The 15,499-nt window shown below is 49.4% G+C and carries 11 protein-coding genes; 5 read left to right on the top strand and 6 right to left on the bottom strand.

Going from position 1 to position 15,499, the window contains the following annotated elements:
- Window positions 1-4: 4 nt before the first annotated feature.
- The 3 genes from ABGI61_RS10510 to ABGI61_RS10500 all read right to left on the bottom strand — a co-directional run bounded on the left by ABGI61_RS10510 (window position 5) and on the right by ABGI61_RS10500 (window position 5,425).
- On the bottom strand, window positions 5-2,743 hold the full coding sequence (locus tag ABGI61_RS10510; protein WP_347600815.1) for a PKD domain-containing protein: 2,739 nt from the start codon (window positions 2,741-2,743) through the stop codon (window positions 5-7).
- A gap of 105 nt (window positions 2,744-2,848) precedes the next feature.
- Window positions 2,849-3,703 carry a response regulator gene (locus ABGI61_RS10505; protein WP_347600813.1) on the bottom strand — a complete coding sequence of 285 codons (855 nt, stop codon included), beginning with the start codon at window positions 3,701-3,703 and terminating at the stop codon, window positions 2,849-2,851.
- Between the two features lie 126 nt (window positions 3,704-3,829).
- Window positions 3,830-5,425 carry an isocitrate lyase gene (locus ABGI61_RS10500; RefSeq protein ID WP_347600811.1) on the bottom strand — a complete coding sequence of 532 codons (1,596 nt, stop codon included), beginning with the start codon at window positions 5,423-5,425 and terminating at the stop codon, window positions 3,830-3,832.
- 228 nt (window positions 5,426-5,653) lie between these two features.
- On the opposite strand from ABGI61_RS10500, the gene ABGI61_RS10495 reads away from it, so the two are divergent.
- Window positions 5,654-6,592: a LysR family transcriptional regulator gene (locus tag ABGI61_RS10495; protein ID WP_347600809.1), complete on the top strand. Its 939-nt coding sequence runs from the start codon at window positions 5,654-5,656 to the stop codon at window positions 6,590-6,592.
- Between the two features lie 60 nt (window positions 6,593-6,652).
- On the opposite strand, the gene aceB is transcribed toward ABGI61_RS10495, so the two are convergent.
- Window positions 6,653-8,257 (bottom strand): malate synthase A, encoded by a 1,605-nt coding sequence (aceB, locus tag ABGI61_RS10490; RefSeq protein WP_347600807.1) that lies wholly within the window; start codon window positions 8,255-8,257, stop codon window positions 6,653-6,655.
- Between the two features lie 248 nt (window positions 8,258-8,505).
- Between aceB and ABGI61_RS10485 the strand changes: the two genes are divergently transcribed.
- From ABGI61_RS10485 to ABGI61_RS10475, 3 genes are all read left to right on the top strand, one after another.
- The gene (locus ABGI61_RS10485; protein ID WP_347600805.1) at window positions 8,506-9,159 is read left to right on the top strand and encodes a DUF2726 domain-containing protein; all 654 of its coding nucleotides are present in this window, start codon (window positions 8,506-8,508) and stop codon (window positions 9,157-9,159) included.
- Window positions 9,160-9,314: 155 nt separating this feature from the next.
- A complete protein-coding gene (locus ABGI61_RS10480) occupies window positions 9,315-9,509 on the top strand; it encodes a hypothetical protein (protein ID WP_008223676.1) in 195 nt (64 codons plus the stop codon).
- 179 nt (window positions 9,510-9,688) lie between these two features.
- The gene (locus ABGI61_RS10475; RefSeq protein WP_347600802.1) at window positions 9,689-11,272 is read left to right on the top strand and encodes a methyl-accepting chemotaxis protein; all 1,584 of its coding nucleotides are present in this window, start codon (window positions 9,689-9,691) and stop codon (window positions 11,270-11,272) included.
- A 67-nt stretch (window positions 11,273-11,339) separates the two neighbouring features.
- On the opposite strand, the gene ABGI61_RS10470 is transcribed toward ABGI61_RS10475, so the two are convergent.
- Window positions 11,340-12,893, bottom strand: a complete 1,554-nt coding sequence (locus tag ABGI61_RS10470) for a methyl-accepting chemotaxis protein (protein WP_347600800.1) — start codon at window positions 12,891-12,893, stop codon at window positions 11,340-11,342.
- 226 nt (window positions 12,894-13,119) lie between these two features.
- Between ABGI61_RS10470 and ABGI61_RS10465 the strand changes: the two genes are divergently transcribed.
- Window positions 13,120-13,503, top strand: coding sequence for a response regulator (locus tag ABGI61_RS10465; RefSeq protein WP_347600798.1), 384 nt, complete (start codon window positions 13,120-13,122; stop codon window positions 13,501-13,503).
- 64 nt (window positions 13,504-13,567) lie between these two features.
- Here ABGI61_RS10465 and ABGI61_RS10460 read toward each other — a convergent pair whose 3' ends face one another.
- Window positions 13,568-15,496, bottom strand: a complete 1,929-nt coding sequence (locus ABGI61_RS10460) for a phytase (RefSeq protein WP_347600795.1) — start codon at window positions 15,494-15,496, stop codon at window positions 13,568-13,570.
- Between the last annotated feature and the right edge of the window lie 3 nt (window positions 15,497-15,499).

Below are 15,499 nucleotides of genomic sequence, written 5' to 3'. Positions count from 1 at the left end.
TCCCTTATCGTGCTATCGCTCCCGAGCGTTCAGGGTATAACACTTTGCGCTGCTTCTGTTTAGTTGCCGTGGCAGTTGATACGCTTTGTACGCTGTCATTCCAGTAATCATAAGGAATTTCTTCGTACATATTCATCCGCGTGCCTATAGATAACAGGAAACCGGACTCTTGCGTTGGCCTGAAGAAGTTTTCTTCAATAACGTAGATTTTACGTCCTAATAAGCCTTGTTTGATCTTAAGCAATTGCCATTCCCTGATCTGACAATTTTGCGCCTGATCAAAGCCACAATTATTGTATTGCATACTGACAGTCGCATCTTCCGTCAACGTCACATCCAGCGTATCTGCAGCAAGATTAGGTGTAAATACCAGTTCTGGTGGTAAGCCTGTACTGCCAAAGGCACGTAAACCGGTATTATCTGCGTTAATTTGCCAGCCAAAATAATTGTTGGCATTAAAAGCGCAGCCGCTGCCTTCAATAGCATTATCGGCACAATACACCAGGCGGCCATCAACCCAGTTACTGAACGTCCATTGGTTAATGGTGGTTTGCCAGTAACTCCCCTCAGGGTTCACCATATTGGTTGCTGTAAATGATGCTGTTGGGTCAACTTTGAAACCGTAATCAGCGTCAGAGCCAACAACCAGGCCTTCACTATTGGTCGCTATAGTAAACACGGAGAAATCATCATCAACCTGGTCCAGAATCTGTTTGATCAAGCCAGTTCCGTCGGCAAAATCTATAGCCAGTTGTCCATCAGTAATACTCCAGCTAAAAACCCGACCTGTGTCTAAACCAACACCAGTGCCATCAGCGGCAAATTGCAATGGATCCAAGTAGAAATTACTGATTTCACCAAAACTTAGTGACTTGGTAAGGTATGAATTCATTGCCCAAGTACCTGGCATCATTGCATCCGAGAATGGCGTTGCCGCGCTGTTGACTATCTTGCGCATTATAATACTGGCTTCACTAGTGAACGTACTACCTGGCGCAGTAATAACGCCCTGATTGGTATTAACGGGCGGCATTGTATCCACAACTTCGCTGACAATACGGAATGTGTCGATAGCTTGTCCCGTAGTGATACGCTGTAACTGAGAGCTAGTTGTGGTTGAGATAATTTGCACCTGCCCAATACCATCATTGAACAAGGCATCCACTTGCTGTTGTGTTAAGCCAGCAAGTCCAGCGAAAGGTGTTCTAAAACTGCTGCTGGCGAACTCATCAGTATAATTGACCGTTATTTTGCCATCTACTAGAGCCCAATCATAAGCAAAGGCGCCACTTTCAGTGGTACGGCTGCCAGATCCATCAGTACCAAACTGCCAACGTTGACCAGAACGCGCAACAAAACCCGGTGCAGCTCTTGAAATTTGGAAATATAGTGTAGGTATGCTTTCAGCGGCAACTGGAGGTGTTAAGACAGGATCATCAGCTATTGCAGCAATCGTGTTATTAATTAACTCAGGCGAGTCGTTATTAATTTGCTCGACTACTGAATTATAAGCATCAACGTCAATCAGCAAAGCGGTTAAGTCTGTTACCCCCTCTGGTAAAGCAAGATCAGGATTTTCAGTGAAGATTTTTACAATGGCAGCGGCTTCAATCAGCTCTTGCGGGTCGACTGATTTCTCTACAAATACCAATTGTTCAATATTAGTAGGCACAGCACCACCATTCGCAGATACCAATAAAGAGTACAGTGCTGTAGATACGGCATTTACCGATACTGTATTGCTGCCATCTGATGCTGCATTGACCTTAGTATCTTTTGTTTGCGATTTTACAGACGCAGTAGCAACAACTTCTGGCGCCGTAAATCCTGAGTATACCGAGCTGTATGCTAAACGACTACTCGTCTGACTGTTGACCGTCACCGCCACTACACTGTCAATCAGATCATCATCAAGTTGTAAATCAAAGCTAAAAGCTCCGTTATCATCTACCTCAGTACTGACCTCTTCATAGGCACCACTGAGCACCGCCGTACCACCGCTAAAATCTGCACCACTTACCGAGCCGGCCAATGTAAAGGCTACCAGATTGGGCTCTACCTCAACAGTAAGCTCCAGCTCTGCTGTTTCATCATCATCGTCGGTAACCGTTAGCATAAAGCTGAGTGTGGTCGCTTCAGTCACCTCTGGAGAGGTAAATACTACCGTATCAGTATCATCACCACTCAGCACTACTTCAGGCCCCGCTGTTTGCAGCCAGCTGATCGTCGTAATGTCACCGTCATCACTCAGCGCCGCCGTTAATTCAACTTCTGTTTTCTCAGCTACGGGATCAGGTTGAGCCGTTAATACTGGTAGTGTGTTGTTAACGATACTCACCGTTAAATCATCCGTCGCCACCTGCCCTTTACTGTCTGTCACAGTAAGCCGCAACACAGCTGTAGCATCGGCATCGACAGACGGTGCGGTAATCTCTGGCGTCAGCGTATCAGCACCGCTTATGGTCATTTCAGGGCCGGAAATTTGGCTCCACGCCACCGAAACAGCGCCTTCACCACTACCCGATGCGCCCGACAAAGTCTGGCTGCGACGTTCTTTTATACTCAACGCAGACCCTGCGTCAGCTAACGCTTCATCATCATCATCTAACCAACAACCAGACAGCATGATCGCAGACAGCATCACCACTATCAGCCTTTGACTTCTATTACTCATAACTGGATTCCTTATGACATTACCTTCAGTAGCATATAACCGCAGCAAAACATTGAAACGGCTATCCAAAATATAGGCTAGCCGTTAAGGAACGGTATAATTGTGCCCATTAAACTATTTGAAATTTTGTGAATCATTTAAAAACAAGTATTTAGACAAGATCGCTGCGCTTACTTAGAATGGATTGGCTAAGATATACTGATATAGCTGTTCTGGCTCCGTGGCAACACCTTGGGCCCCATATTGTTTCAACAGCTCAACCTTGGCGGCTGATGATATAACAGTGTATAGATAAAACGCCGTATTATTCCCCTGCTCTCGCATCATTTGCAACAAACGTAAACCGGCCAGCGGGTCATCAGCTCTGCCCATATCAGAAATCACCGCGTCATAGTGATACAGCGACAGCAGTGTCAAAGCATCATTGCTATTGGTAACACTATACACCGCCACCTGATGCTGCTTAAGGTAAGCCAGCTCTTGCAGGTTGTTTTGCGGGTTATCATCTACCCATAATACGCGGGCCCCGCTATCCGCTGCTTCACCGATTTGCAGGGGGGGAATGTCATCAGCACGATATTCTAGCGGGAACCACCAAAACGCACTGATAAAGGCTGCTGCCAACGGAATAACCGGCAATAACCAACGCTGCCGTTGGCGCTGCTGACTCAATACCCGATCAGACTGAGGTAAAAACGCCTCTTGCGTAGTGGTCAAACGGCGAAGGGCAAGCTCAGGCGCTAAGCGGTAGCCTTTGCCGTGTATCGTCTGAATACAAGGTATTGGATAACCAGCTTTTTTTAACCCCTTTCGGCAATCTGATACCAGGCGGGATAAAGACCAATGAGTCACTATGGTTCTGGGCCACAATTGTTGCAACAGTTCAGTTGATTCACAATAACCGGGCCAGGCCTCTATAAGCAGTACAAGTAACTCAACACAGCGCGCCTCAACCTTTAACTCAATACTGTCAACGCGCAGCAGCAGCGCATCACTATCAATTTCTAAGCTTTCAAAGCGGTAGTGCATCTTGGCTACATCGGAAAGTTAACGCTCTATTGGTATAGCACAAATTTTAGACTGCAACAGTTAGCAATAAAAAAGGGCAGCCGAGGCTGCCCAACTGTCAGTTACCTGACCACGTAGCGTAAGGAGTTAGAACTGGTTCATGGTGTTGTGCGCGCCACCGGCTTTTAGTGCCGCTTCACCAGAGAAATACTCTTTGTGATCATCACCAATATCCGAACCAGACATATTCTGGTGCTTCACACAGGCAATGCCCTGGCGGATCTCTTTGCGCTGCACACCTTCAACATAGCCCAGCATACCGGCTGCACCAAAGTACTCTTTGGCCAGGTTATCCGTCGACAATGCCGCAGTATGGTAAGTCGGCAACGTAATCAGGTGGTGGAAGATACCAGCTTCACGCGCCGCATCGGCCTGGAAGGTGCGAATGCGGTTATCGGCTTCTTTTGCCAGCTCTGTTGCATCATAGTCGGCACTCATCAACTGCGCACGGTCATAAGCTGACACATCTTTACCGGCGGCTTTCCAGGCGTCAAACACCTGCTGACGGAAATTCAGTGTCCAGTTAAAACTCGGGCTGTTGTTGTACACAAGTTTCGCATTGGGTACCACTTCACGAATGCGGTCAACCATTTCTTTGATCTGGCCAATGTGCGGCTTTTCGGTTTCAATCCACAGTAAATCGGCACCGTGCTGCAGTGAGGTAATGCAATCCAGCACTACCCGGTCGATACCACTGCCTTGTTTAAACTGAAATAATCCACTGGCTAAACGTTTTGGCTTTAACAGTTTATCATTAGCTTTTACGACCACATCGCCGTTGGCAATATCATCAGCACTGCTGATATAATCACCATCCAGGAAACTGTTGTACTTATCCCCCAGATCGCCTGGCGTTTTGGTAACCGCAATTTGCTTGGTTAAACCGGCGCCCAATGAATCGGTACGAGCTACAATAATGCCATCATCCACGCCCAGCTCTAAAAAGGCGTAACGCACAGCGTTGATTTTTGCCAGGAAGTCTGCGTGTGGTACCGTCACCTTACCATCCTGGTGGCCGCACTGCTTCTCATCCGATACCTGGTTTTCGATCTGAATAGCGCAGGCACCCGCCTCAATCATTTTCTTTGCTAATAAATAGGTGGCTTCTTCGTTACCAAAGCCGGCATCAATATCAGCAATAATCGGTACGACGTGAGTTTCAAAATTATCAATTTTGCTTTGTACGGCAGCGGCTTTAGCCTTATCGCCGGCTGCGTTGGCGGCATCCAACTCGCGGAATAAGCCGCCCAATTCACGGGCATCGGCTTGCTTTAAAAAGGTATACAGCTCTTCAATCAGTGCTGGAACGGCAGTTTTTTCGTGCATTGACTGATCCGGCAACGGGCCAAACTCAGAGCGTAGCGCTGCTATCATCCAACCGGACAAATACAGGTACTTGCGCTTAGTAGTGCCGAAATGTTTTTTAATAGCAATCAGCTTTTGCTGGCCAACAAAACCATGCCAGCAGCCCAATGACTGCGTGTACTGGCTGCTATCAGCATCATAGGCGGCCATATCAGCACGCATTAGTTTGGCAGTGTATTTGGCAATATCTAACCCGGTATTAAAGCGGTTTTGCAGCTTCATCCGCGCAGCTGACTCAGGGTTTATTGCGGCCCAGGCATCGCCCTGTTGCTGGCGTAACTGGGTAAGGTGTTGAATGGCATCTTGGTAAGCTGACATAGCAGTATCCTCTTGTTGCTTGTTGCCCGGCTTGCCGGACGCTGACTGTTCCCAGGCTGAATGCTGACCTGTTGCCTTACACTATAGGTTTCATTTTAATAATTCATAAAGGTGATTTTTGTGATGCTGACCATTCATATGATTAATACTAAAGTTGGCTTGACGCTGGCCCAAGCGCTAATGCTATGATTCAGGTCAGTGATGATTAAGGCTTGGGTTATTTAAACGATGAATATTAACAAGATGGATTTAAACCTGCTGGTGTACCTGGATGTACTGCTGCGGGAGAAAAACGTCACCCGCGCCGCCAACCAGTTAAATATTACCCAGCCAGCGATGAGCAACGGTTTAAAGCGGTTGCGCGATTTACTGAATGACCCGATTTTAGTGCGTACTTCTGATGGTATGGTACCGACTGAGCGCGCCCGGGAGCTGGCTCCTGTGGTGCGTGGTGTGTTATTAACGCTGGAAGAAACGCTGCAACCGAATAAAGACTTTGAACCGCTAAACAGTCAGCGCGTGTTTCGTATCATGGCCAGCGATTATGCCGCCTCGACCCTGATACCGGCGCTGCTGAAAAAAATGCGCGTGCTGGCGCCGCATACCAGCCTGGACATTATGACACCGTCCGATGTGACCTTTCACGACGTAGAAAACGGCAAAGTTGATATGGCGATAAACCGTTTTGATCAGCTGCCGCAATCGTTTCACCAAAAAACCGTCTGGCGCGACAGCTTTTCCTGCCTGATTAATGCGCAAAACCCGGTACTAAAAAACTTCAACCTGGACAGCTACTTAAAGGCGCAGCATATCTGGGTCAGTAAAACCGGTTTTGGTGTCGGCGTCGGCATGGACCCAAAAGACGTGCAGAAACTGGGCTGGGTAGACGAAGCGCTGGCCAAACTGGGCAAACAGCGCCATATCTCCGTGTTTACCCGTAACTATCATGTGGCCATGCATTTAGCCGTCGGCATAGATTTAATTGCTACCCTGCCCAGCCGCGCCGCTAAGTTGTACGAAAACGATAGCAGCATGGCCATTATGGACCCGCCGTTTGCTATCCCCTCGATTGAACTGAAAATGATCTGGAGCCCGTTGCTGCACCAGGACGCCAGCCATATTTGGTTTCGCCGGCTGATTGTTGAAACTGCAGATGAATTGAACTAACAAATAGCCATAAAAAAGGCGCTGTCAGCAAGTCAGCGCCTTTGGCTTGGTTTACTCAGGTTAATCAAGTAACTGATAGGCTGGCAGGGTCAGGAAATCTACCAGCTGATCAGAAGTCGTGATATCAAGCAGTAAAGTTTGCGCCCTGGCAAAATTTTGCTCTGCCCACAGCGTTTCACCTACCTCTGCCCGCACCACTTTTGCCTCTTCTTCTAACATCGAAGCAAATAACGTTTTGGTAATCAGCTTGCCATTTGACAAGCTTTTCCCATGTTTAATCCATTGCCAAATCGAAGTACGGGATATCTCGGCTGTGGCAGCGTCCTCCATAAGACCGTAAATTGGTACGCAGCCTTTACCGCTGATCCAGGCAGCAATGTATTGCAGTGCTACGCGAATGTTGGTGCGCATCCCCTCTTCAGTACGCTCGCCATCACAAGGCTCGAGCAGCTGGGCTGCAGTGATCTCGGCATCTTCGCTGCGACTCACATCTAACTGGTTTTTCTTGCCGCCCGCCAGATATTTGTCAAACACTGCATTGGCTGTTGCTGCCAGCCCCGGGTGCGCCACCCAGGTACCATCATGGCCATTACTGGCTTCAAGTTCTTTATCTGCCGTTACTTTGGCCAGAATTGCGGCATTTTGCTCGGGGTCTTTAGCCGGAATAAAGGCCGCCATACCGCCCATCGCCAGCGCACCACGCTTATGACAGGTTTTAATCAGTAAGCGCGAATAGGCATTTAAAAAGGGTTGTTTCATGGTAACCACCTGCCGGTCTGGCAGCACACGGTCCGGGTGATTATTTAACGTTTTGATATAACTAAAAATATAATCCCAACGACCACAGTTAAGTGCGACGATATGATCGCGCAGCATGTAGAGGATTTCGTCCATCTCAAATACAGCAGGCAGGGTTTCAATCAGCACAGTGGCGCGTACAGTGCCAATTGGCTGAGAGAATTTCTGCTCGGTATAGCGAAACACATCGTCCCACCATTTGGCCTCTAAATGGCTTTGCAGCTTAGGCACGTAGTAATACACACCGGTACCCTTGGCTAAACGGGTTTGGTAGTTGTGCAGAAAATACAGCGCAAAATCCATCAGGCCACCAGGAATTTGCTCGCCGTCGACCAGCAGGTGCTTTTCCCACAAATGCAGGCCACGTACCCGGGCAATCAACAGCGCGGGGTTATCCTTTAACGCATAGTGCTTGCCGCTTTGCGCATCTGTGTGACTAATGGTGCCAAGGTTAGCATCGCGCAGATTAAGCTGACCTTCAATTACACCAGACCAACTCGGAGCCTGTGAGTCTTCAAAGTCAGCCATAAACACTTTTACGTCAGCATTTAGCGCGTTAATAATCATCTTTCGGTCAACCGGGCCGGTAATTTCTACCCGCCGGTCTTGTAAATCGGCCGGTATTGGTGCGACCTGCCAGTCGGACTGACGGATATTTGCAGTATGTGGCAAAAAATCCGGCAAGGCGCCATTATCGTAGCGCTGCTGCGTGGCCTGCCGCTCTGCCAGTAACTGCTGTAATCTGGGCCTAAACTCACGCGTCAGCTCTACCAGCAAGGCACAGGCTTGCTCGGTTAAAATGCTGTCGTATTCGCCGTTCAACGATGCGTTAATGGTTAAGCCGGCACGGCTAATGCTTGCTGTCATAATAGTGTCCTTATCATGCTTAGCGCCCCGCCAAGACACACAGCGGCTGTGCCTGTATTGACGGAAACGGGATACCTAACTATAAGCGTTTTTCAATTATAAAATACATCAATGCAGCCAATGCCTGCCATTTCTTACATAAATACAGTACACGAGTAAAACCAAGAAACATTGGCACAGCTTATGCTTAAACATTCCAAGCGTGAGGCTGTTTCAGACAGCTCGTCAATTTTCTGTCGGAGGTAAGCATGGAGTTTGTCCTGCTGTTAATTTTACTGTTAGTCGTTGTGGTAGCGCTGGTCGCCAGCCGCTTTATTGACAGTGGTAACCCTTTTCCATTGCAGAAAAAAACCAGCTTATTCAGCCCGGTAGAACGCTCTTTTATGCAGCTGTTAGAAAAAGCCGTTGGCGCCGACTATAAAATTTTAAACCGGGTAAAGCTGGCTGACTTGATGGAGCTTAAGAGCGGCATCAGTGACAAAGCTCGCGCCAGTACCTTAGTCAAACTTAATGCCAAGTACCTGGATTTTGTATTGTGCGACCCCAACGATTTCAGTGTCATTGCTGTACTGGACCTGGTGAATAACAGCAGCAAAGACGGGCATAAAGCGGTACCCGACTGGTTTGTTAACGGCGCGCTGGACGCTGCCGGCGTGCCTTATCTTCGCATGAAAATAAAAGCCGGTTATACTGCTGCCGACATTCAGGCGGCTATAGCGACCCGCTTAGGTAAAACCGTTGCCAAAGCCGAACCTCAATTTAAAGGTTTAGTGAAAAAAGGCCCCACCCGGCCGCTACGCTCACTAAAACCGGCAACGGCCAGCGGCAATACCTTGCCGGTGCCAGCCTTGTCACACTCACAAATTAAAGCGCAGCAAACCGCGCTGATCCGGGCTTCTTAACGCACATGGAGAAATGAGTCACTCCGCGCTAAGTTGGAATGCCGCCTGCTGCAACAGGCGGCATTTTTTATTGCTGGAAAAAAGTTTCGTAATAACGCTAAAGTTAATCCTGAAGCTGCCGTTACAGTCTTGAGGAATTGGCATAGGAGGTAACTATGAGTCAATCCGTTGGCGCTGCAGGTTCAGGCTACGGCTATGAGGTGTTGGGTGCAGTAATGGCCCAAAAGCAGCAAAACCAGGAAGCGAAAATGGCAACCATGCTGGTACAAAGTGCTATGCAGTCGGTTGAGCAGGTACAGGCTTCATCCCCTGTTAGCAACCTGGGACAAAATATTAATATCACCGTGTAGCTGATATTAATGCATGAAAAGCAAAGGCCAGCAGATGCTGGCCTTTTTATTTGTATATCAACACTTTAGTTAAAAACTTGCGCTTAAGCAGTTGGGGTGTATGCTTAAGTTTCCAATATTCTCATGGAGCCTTACCGGCAAAGGAACTTGCCGCCTAAAATTAAAACTGAGGGCTTACCATGCTTCACAACTCGACCTTTGTACAAAATTTAACGGTGCGAAAAAAACTGCTTACCGGTTTTGGCTTAGTGCTCCTGATTTTACTGCTGATTTCAGTGTTAAGTTACAACGCGCTGCAAAGCCTGACCGCCCGCTTTCAGTTGGTGGCTGATGTGAGCGAAACAAACCTGCTAATCAGTGAAGCACGGCAGCAGGAAAAAAACTTTATGCTGCGAAACGACAGTCAATATTATGAACGTGCGATTGCAATTACTAATCAGGCTAAACAGCTTGGCGAAAAAAGCCTGGCACAATTCACCACACAGGAAAGTGCAGCCTTGATGAATGAGCTGCTGCGTAATGTCGAGCTGTATCAACAACAGCTGCAACAACTGTCGAGTGTGGATATGGTAAATAATCGCACTGAGACCCTGGCAATTGAAGAACGTATGACCAGCGTAGCACGCGCTGCAGATGAAGCCGGCACCAAATCAGTAGCGAATCAGCTGTTTATGCTGGAGGCAGAAGCCAACAGCCTGGAGCGGATTATTATTATCGCTGCGGCGTTAGCAATTGCTATTGGCATCGCAGCAGCAATTGTCATCACCCAAATGGTGGTTACGCCGCTGCAGCAAGTGGTCTCAGTGGCAGAAAAAATTGCCGCCGGCGACTTAACCAACGATTTACCTACCAATAGACTGGATGAGCCCGGTCAACTTATGGCAGCGATGCAGCGAATGAGTATCAGCCTGCGCAATCTTATTCAAAATCTCACGGCCGGCATTGCCCAGCTCGCTACTGCCACCGAGGAGATGGCAGCAATCTCTGAGCAAAATGCCGCTGGCGTAAACCAGCAAAAAGAAGAAACCGAGCAGGTGGCCACGGCGATGAATGAAATGTCAGCCACAGTGCAGGAAGTGGCCAAGAGTGCTGAAGATGCTTCAGGCGCGGCGACCGAGTCTGCACAACAGGCCAGTATGGGCGAGCAGGTCGTAGAGAAAACCATGCAGCAAATTAAAGCGCTGGCGCATGAAGTGGCCACCTCAGCCAAAGCCATTAGCGAGCTGAAAGAGCAAAGCAATAATATTGGCTCGGTGCTGGACGTAATAAAAAGTATTGCCGACCAAACCAACCTGCTGGCGCTAAACGCAGCGATTGAAGCCGCGCGAGCCGGCGAGGCAGGTCGGGGCTTTTCTGTCGTAGCCGAAGAAGTGCGTGCCCTGGCATTTCGTACGCAAGAGTCAACCGGACAAATTGAGCAACTTATCAGTACCTTGCAGCAAAAAGCCGAAGATGCAGTTAGCAATATGCACAAAAGCTCCGGCCTGGCAGAGAATACATTGGCCAGCGCCGATGACGCCGGTGACGCAATTAAGGCGATCAGTGAAGCCGTAAATAGCATTCAGCAGATGAACCAGCAAATCGCCGCTGCCGCACTGCAGCAAAGTACCGTTGCCGAACAAATTAACCGCAGCATTTACAGCATCCGCGATGTAGCAGAGCAGTCAGCGACGGCCAGTGAGCAGACAGCAGAAGCCAGCACTGATTTAAGCCGCTTGGGTACCGAGCTGCAGCAATTGGCTGCACAATTTAAAGTCGCCTGACAGCAACCTATACTGCCATAAAAAATAACCCGCCCAGCAAGGGCGGGTTATTCTGAGTCACTCAGGCTTAACGGGCAAAACGTACTACCAGCTCGTGCAGCTCATTCGAAATTTGCTGCAGCTTTTTTATACTGTCAGCCGAATTAGCCGCCTCAGTCAGGCTGTTGCTGGCCAGGCTGGAAATATTTACCACCTGCTGGTTTACCTCTTCGGCGACATTAGCCTGTTGCTCCACTGCAGCAGCCATCTGAATCGACATATTGGCGATACTGCCTACCGCATCAGAGATGCCATTTAGCATCTGCTCAGTTTCTTTTACCCGGCCCAAACCGGCTTCAGCACCGCTGGTGCCATCTTGCGCTACCCTTACGGCATTATCGGCTCGGCTGGTCAGATCGGCGATGATCTGATGTATCTCTTTGGTTGACTCCTGGGTACGCCGCGCCAGGTTGCGCACTTCATCTGCTACTACCGCAAAGCCGCGTCCCTGCTCGCCAGCGCGTGCCGCTTCTATCGCAGCATTCAGCGCCAGCAGGTTGGTTTGTTCAGCGATTTGTTCAATCATCTGCGCTACGCTGGCAATTTTTTTGGTTTGCTCTGACACCTGAGTGACTGAATCACTAATGTTCGTTACGGTGTGGCGCAAATCTTCAATCGCTTTACGGGTCACCGCCGCCGTCTGACGGCTGCGCAGCGCCAGTTCGTTAGATTGCTCTGCTTGCTGCGCCGTTTCCTGTACGTGTTTTGACACCTCTGCGATGGTGGTGGTCATTTGATGCATCGCAGTGGCAGTTTGCTCGGTTTCCTGTTGCTGGCGCTGGATTAGCTGCATCGACGATTTCGCCAGTGCCAAACCAGAGTCAGACTGCCTCGATACGCTCTTCGCCGCATCTTCCATTCGGGTTAGCACCGCGCCTAAATGGGCTTTTGAGCTCATAACCGCCACTTTTAATTCGCCTAAATCTTGCTCATCGTCTGTAAAGGTTTTTACCGCTAGCTCATGGCTAAACGCATTAGCCAGTAGTGTTTTTATGCTGCTAAGGGCGCTTTTCTTACTGTAGGCCGTCCAAATACACAGCACCATCGCAGATACTGTCACCAGTGCCATGGCGGTGGTAGCATAATTCTGGCTGTATAGTAACCAGCTCAATATAAGCGCCACCACCAGCACCACCATGTGATAATGCAAATGAAAATGCCGGGCGTTAAATTTACCGGCATTAATAGCGGCATAGAGTTTTTCTGCCCGTTTGATATCGGTGCGTGACGGACACGAGCGCACCGACTCGTAACCTACCACCTTGCCTTTTTCTGTCACCGGGGTGACATAGGCATCCACCCAGTAGTAATCACCATTTTTACTGCGGTTTTTCACCAGCCCCATCCAGGGTTTACCGGCTTTTAAATGCTCCCACATAATTTTGTACGCCAGTGGCGGCATATCGGGGTGACGCACGATATTATGCGGCTGGCCAATCAACTCATCTTTACTGAAGCCACTGATCGCAACAAAGGCATCGTTACAATGGCGGATAGTGCCATTTAAATCAGTGCTGGAAATTAACTTTTGCTCTGGAGGGAAGGTACGTTCTGTTGTCGTAACCGGGGTATTACGGCGCATTATGATGGCTCCTTGCTATCTGGCGCTGGCCTAAGTAGTAAAAATAGCAACAACCTGTAGTAACGCAACAAGGACAATACAAAATAGTTAGATTGCCTGGTAGATCAACACTGGCGCGATTCAGGTTAAATTCAGCCAGAAAACCTAAACTTCGGAACATTGTTTACCGCCGGGTGCCTGAATCTGCACTACACTGGTGACAGCCAGTATTAGCAATGGAGCTGCAATGACCCAACAACAATGTTCAATCCTGATAATTGATGATGCCTACACGGTGCGCGAATACCTGCGGCAAACCCTGATGCATCTGGGTATGTCACAAGTACACGAAGCAGCAGATGGTAGCCGTGGCTTGTCGGTGTTTAACCAGCATCAGCACGATTTAGTCTTTCTCGATATCGAATTGCCCGACATTAATGGTCAGCAGTTGCTGGCAAAAATCAAAACTGAATCAGACAGAACCCATGTTGTGATGGTGACCGCACATAACTCTGTAGACAATGTGCAAAAAAGTATCGCCGCCGGTGCCAGCGGCTTTATTGCCAAGCCGTTTTCACCACAAAAAATTAAGAATATTGTTGAGCGCTGCCTGGCGGCAAAACTGAATTAACACAGGTGCAAACATGCCAACACTATGACAAAGGCCGCGATATACGCGGCCTTTATGGTTGGGGCTAGTTTAATTGCTGCAATATATCTGCCCAGGGTACCAGTTTAAGGTTTTGGCCCTGTTCCGGCATGCGGTTACGGCCGTCCTGTACTATTAAGGCCCCTTGCTCAAAACCCGGCCCTAATGAGCGGGTAGTGACTTCCAGACCATCGGTTTCCGAGCTGCCATCTATGGCCAATTGCGGATTCGTGCTAACGCGAAAGCGCAGCCGCAGTGCATAAGGCGCAGCCGCATCATAAATCACATAGCTGTCGTTGCCCTGGCTGGAAGCAATCAAATATTGATTGTCACCATGCGTTGCCAGTGCTAACCCTTCCACGTCATCAACCAGGGTTTCGCCGTCGACCAGTATGATCTGCTCACCGGCCACAGCCGCATCCGGCTCGGCGGCAAAGCGCCAGATACCGGCATCTTCTTCACCGACAAACAGCATACCGCTGTTATCATCGGCGACACAGCCCTCAGGCTGAGACGGAACCTGTAAACTGCGCACCAGGCTGCCCTGCCAGGCATGGCCATTAGTATCAATACGGTACTGCTGGATCAGGCCGGATTTATCATTCACAAATACAAACTGCTGGCCGGTTTTGCTGCTCTGGTACATACAGAGGCCATAAATATCGGCCATATTGGTAGCAACCTTGCCGGCATTATGCAGTTTGCCGCTGCTATCAATCGCAAACAGCTGCAGGCTGTTATCATCACGCAAACTGGCGACAGCTATATCATGTTGAGCACCTTGCCACGCTAAACCGTAACGCAGATCAACATTATTTAACCGGCCCACACTAAGCTGCTGTACGCGCTTGCCCTGCATGTTATATACATCCAGCCCGGCGCGTTTATCGGTTGCCAGGATCAGGCTGCGTGCCGGCGCTGACGGGTGATGCCACACTGCCGGGTCGTCTATCACATCACCACGCTGACTGGCAGCATCGGTTTGCAGGGTTGGCATCAGTTGCACCATGGCGGCTTTGGCGCTGCGCACAGCAGTAGCCGGCACCGGCGCTGGCACCGACAGAATCAGCTGCTGCACGGCGTCTGCCTGTTCACTGCTGATAAAATCCGTTACGCTTTCAGCCTGCTGCTGTACAGCCAAACCACTGGCTTCGGCCAATGCCGGTACAGCAGCTGTGGTTAGCAGCTCACCGTTAGCGCTTAAGTGCAGCAGCCGCGCCGGCTGTTCTTCCAGCGCCAGTACGCTGCCATCATTGAGTAACTGCAGCGCTTTAACCTCGCCTTGCAACTGGCCAAAAGGCTTATTCACCTGCACTAAACTGCGGCCCTCATCAGCCTCAGGTTCGGCCTGATAGCGCCAGATCGCACGGTCTGCTTCAGCGATATACAGGACGCCTGCTATGTTATCTACCGCACAGGCGGTGCTGTCATAAGGGATATTCAGCTCGCGGATCACCAGTGGCGTTGCCAGCCATTGCTGCTGTTGTTGTAGCAATAACTGATCCGCGCCGCCGCGGCCCCCCATTAAAAACAGGCTGAGCTGTTGGTTTTCTGTGCTGTGATAGAAGCACAGATCGTCCACCACCCGGCTACTGATTAGCTGGCGTTGCAGCAATTGCAGGCCTGGCGCCTCTTTCGGTGCAAAACGCCACAGATATAAACTGTTGTTGTTAGTATCCATCGCTGCCAGCAATACTGCTTCGCTATTTAATGGCTGCAGCGTTAAACGGCTAAATTTTCCGCTCTGCCGGGCCAGCTCGTGCTCTGCGTTGCGAACCTGCAAGTCTGTTGCTGTGGTAAACAACTGATAATCCACCCCGGCCAGCTGCACACTGTAGTAATGGCTAGCATTAACATTCAGTGCCTGTACCGCCGGCGTTGCCTGTGCTGCTGTATCGGCCTGACAGCCACTTAACAACGCGGCCAGTGCCAGACTGCCCATGCTGAGTTTAAACATATTTTTATTGCCTAACATTAT

Origin of the sequence: Rheinheimera fenheensis, assembly GCF_039871805.1 — a bacterium.
GTDB classification, from domain to species: domain Bacteria; phylum Pseudomonadota; class Gammaproteobacteria; order Enterobacterales; family Alteromonadaceae; genus Alishewanella; species Alishewanella fenheensis.
The sequence above is the reverse complement of the archived record's forward strand: the minus strand, read 5'-3'. Positions and strand labels throughout refer to the sequence as shown.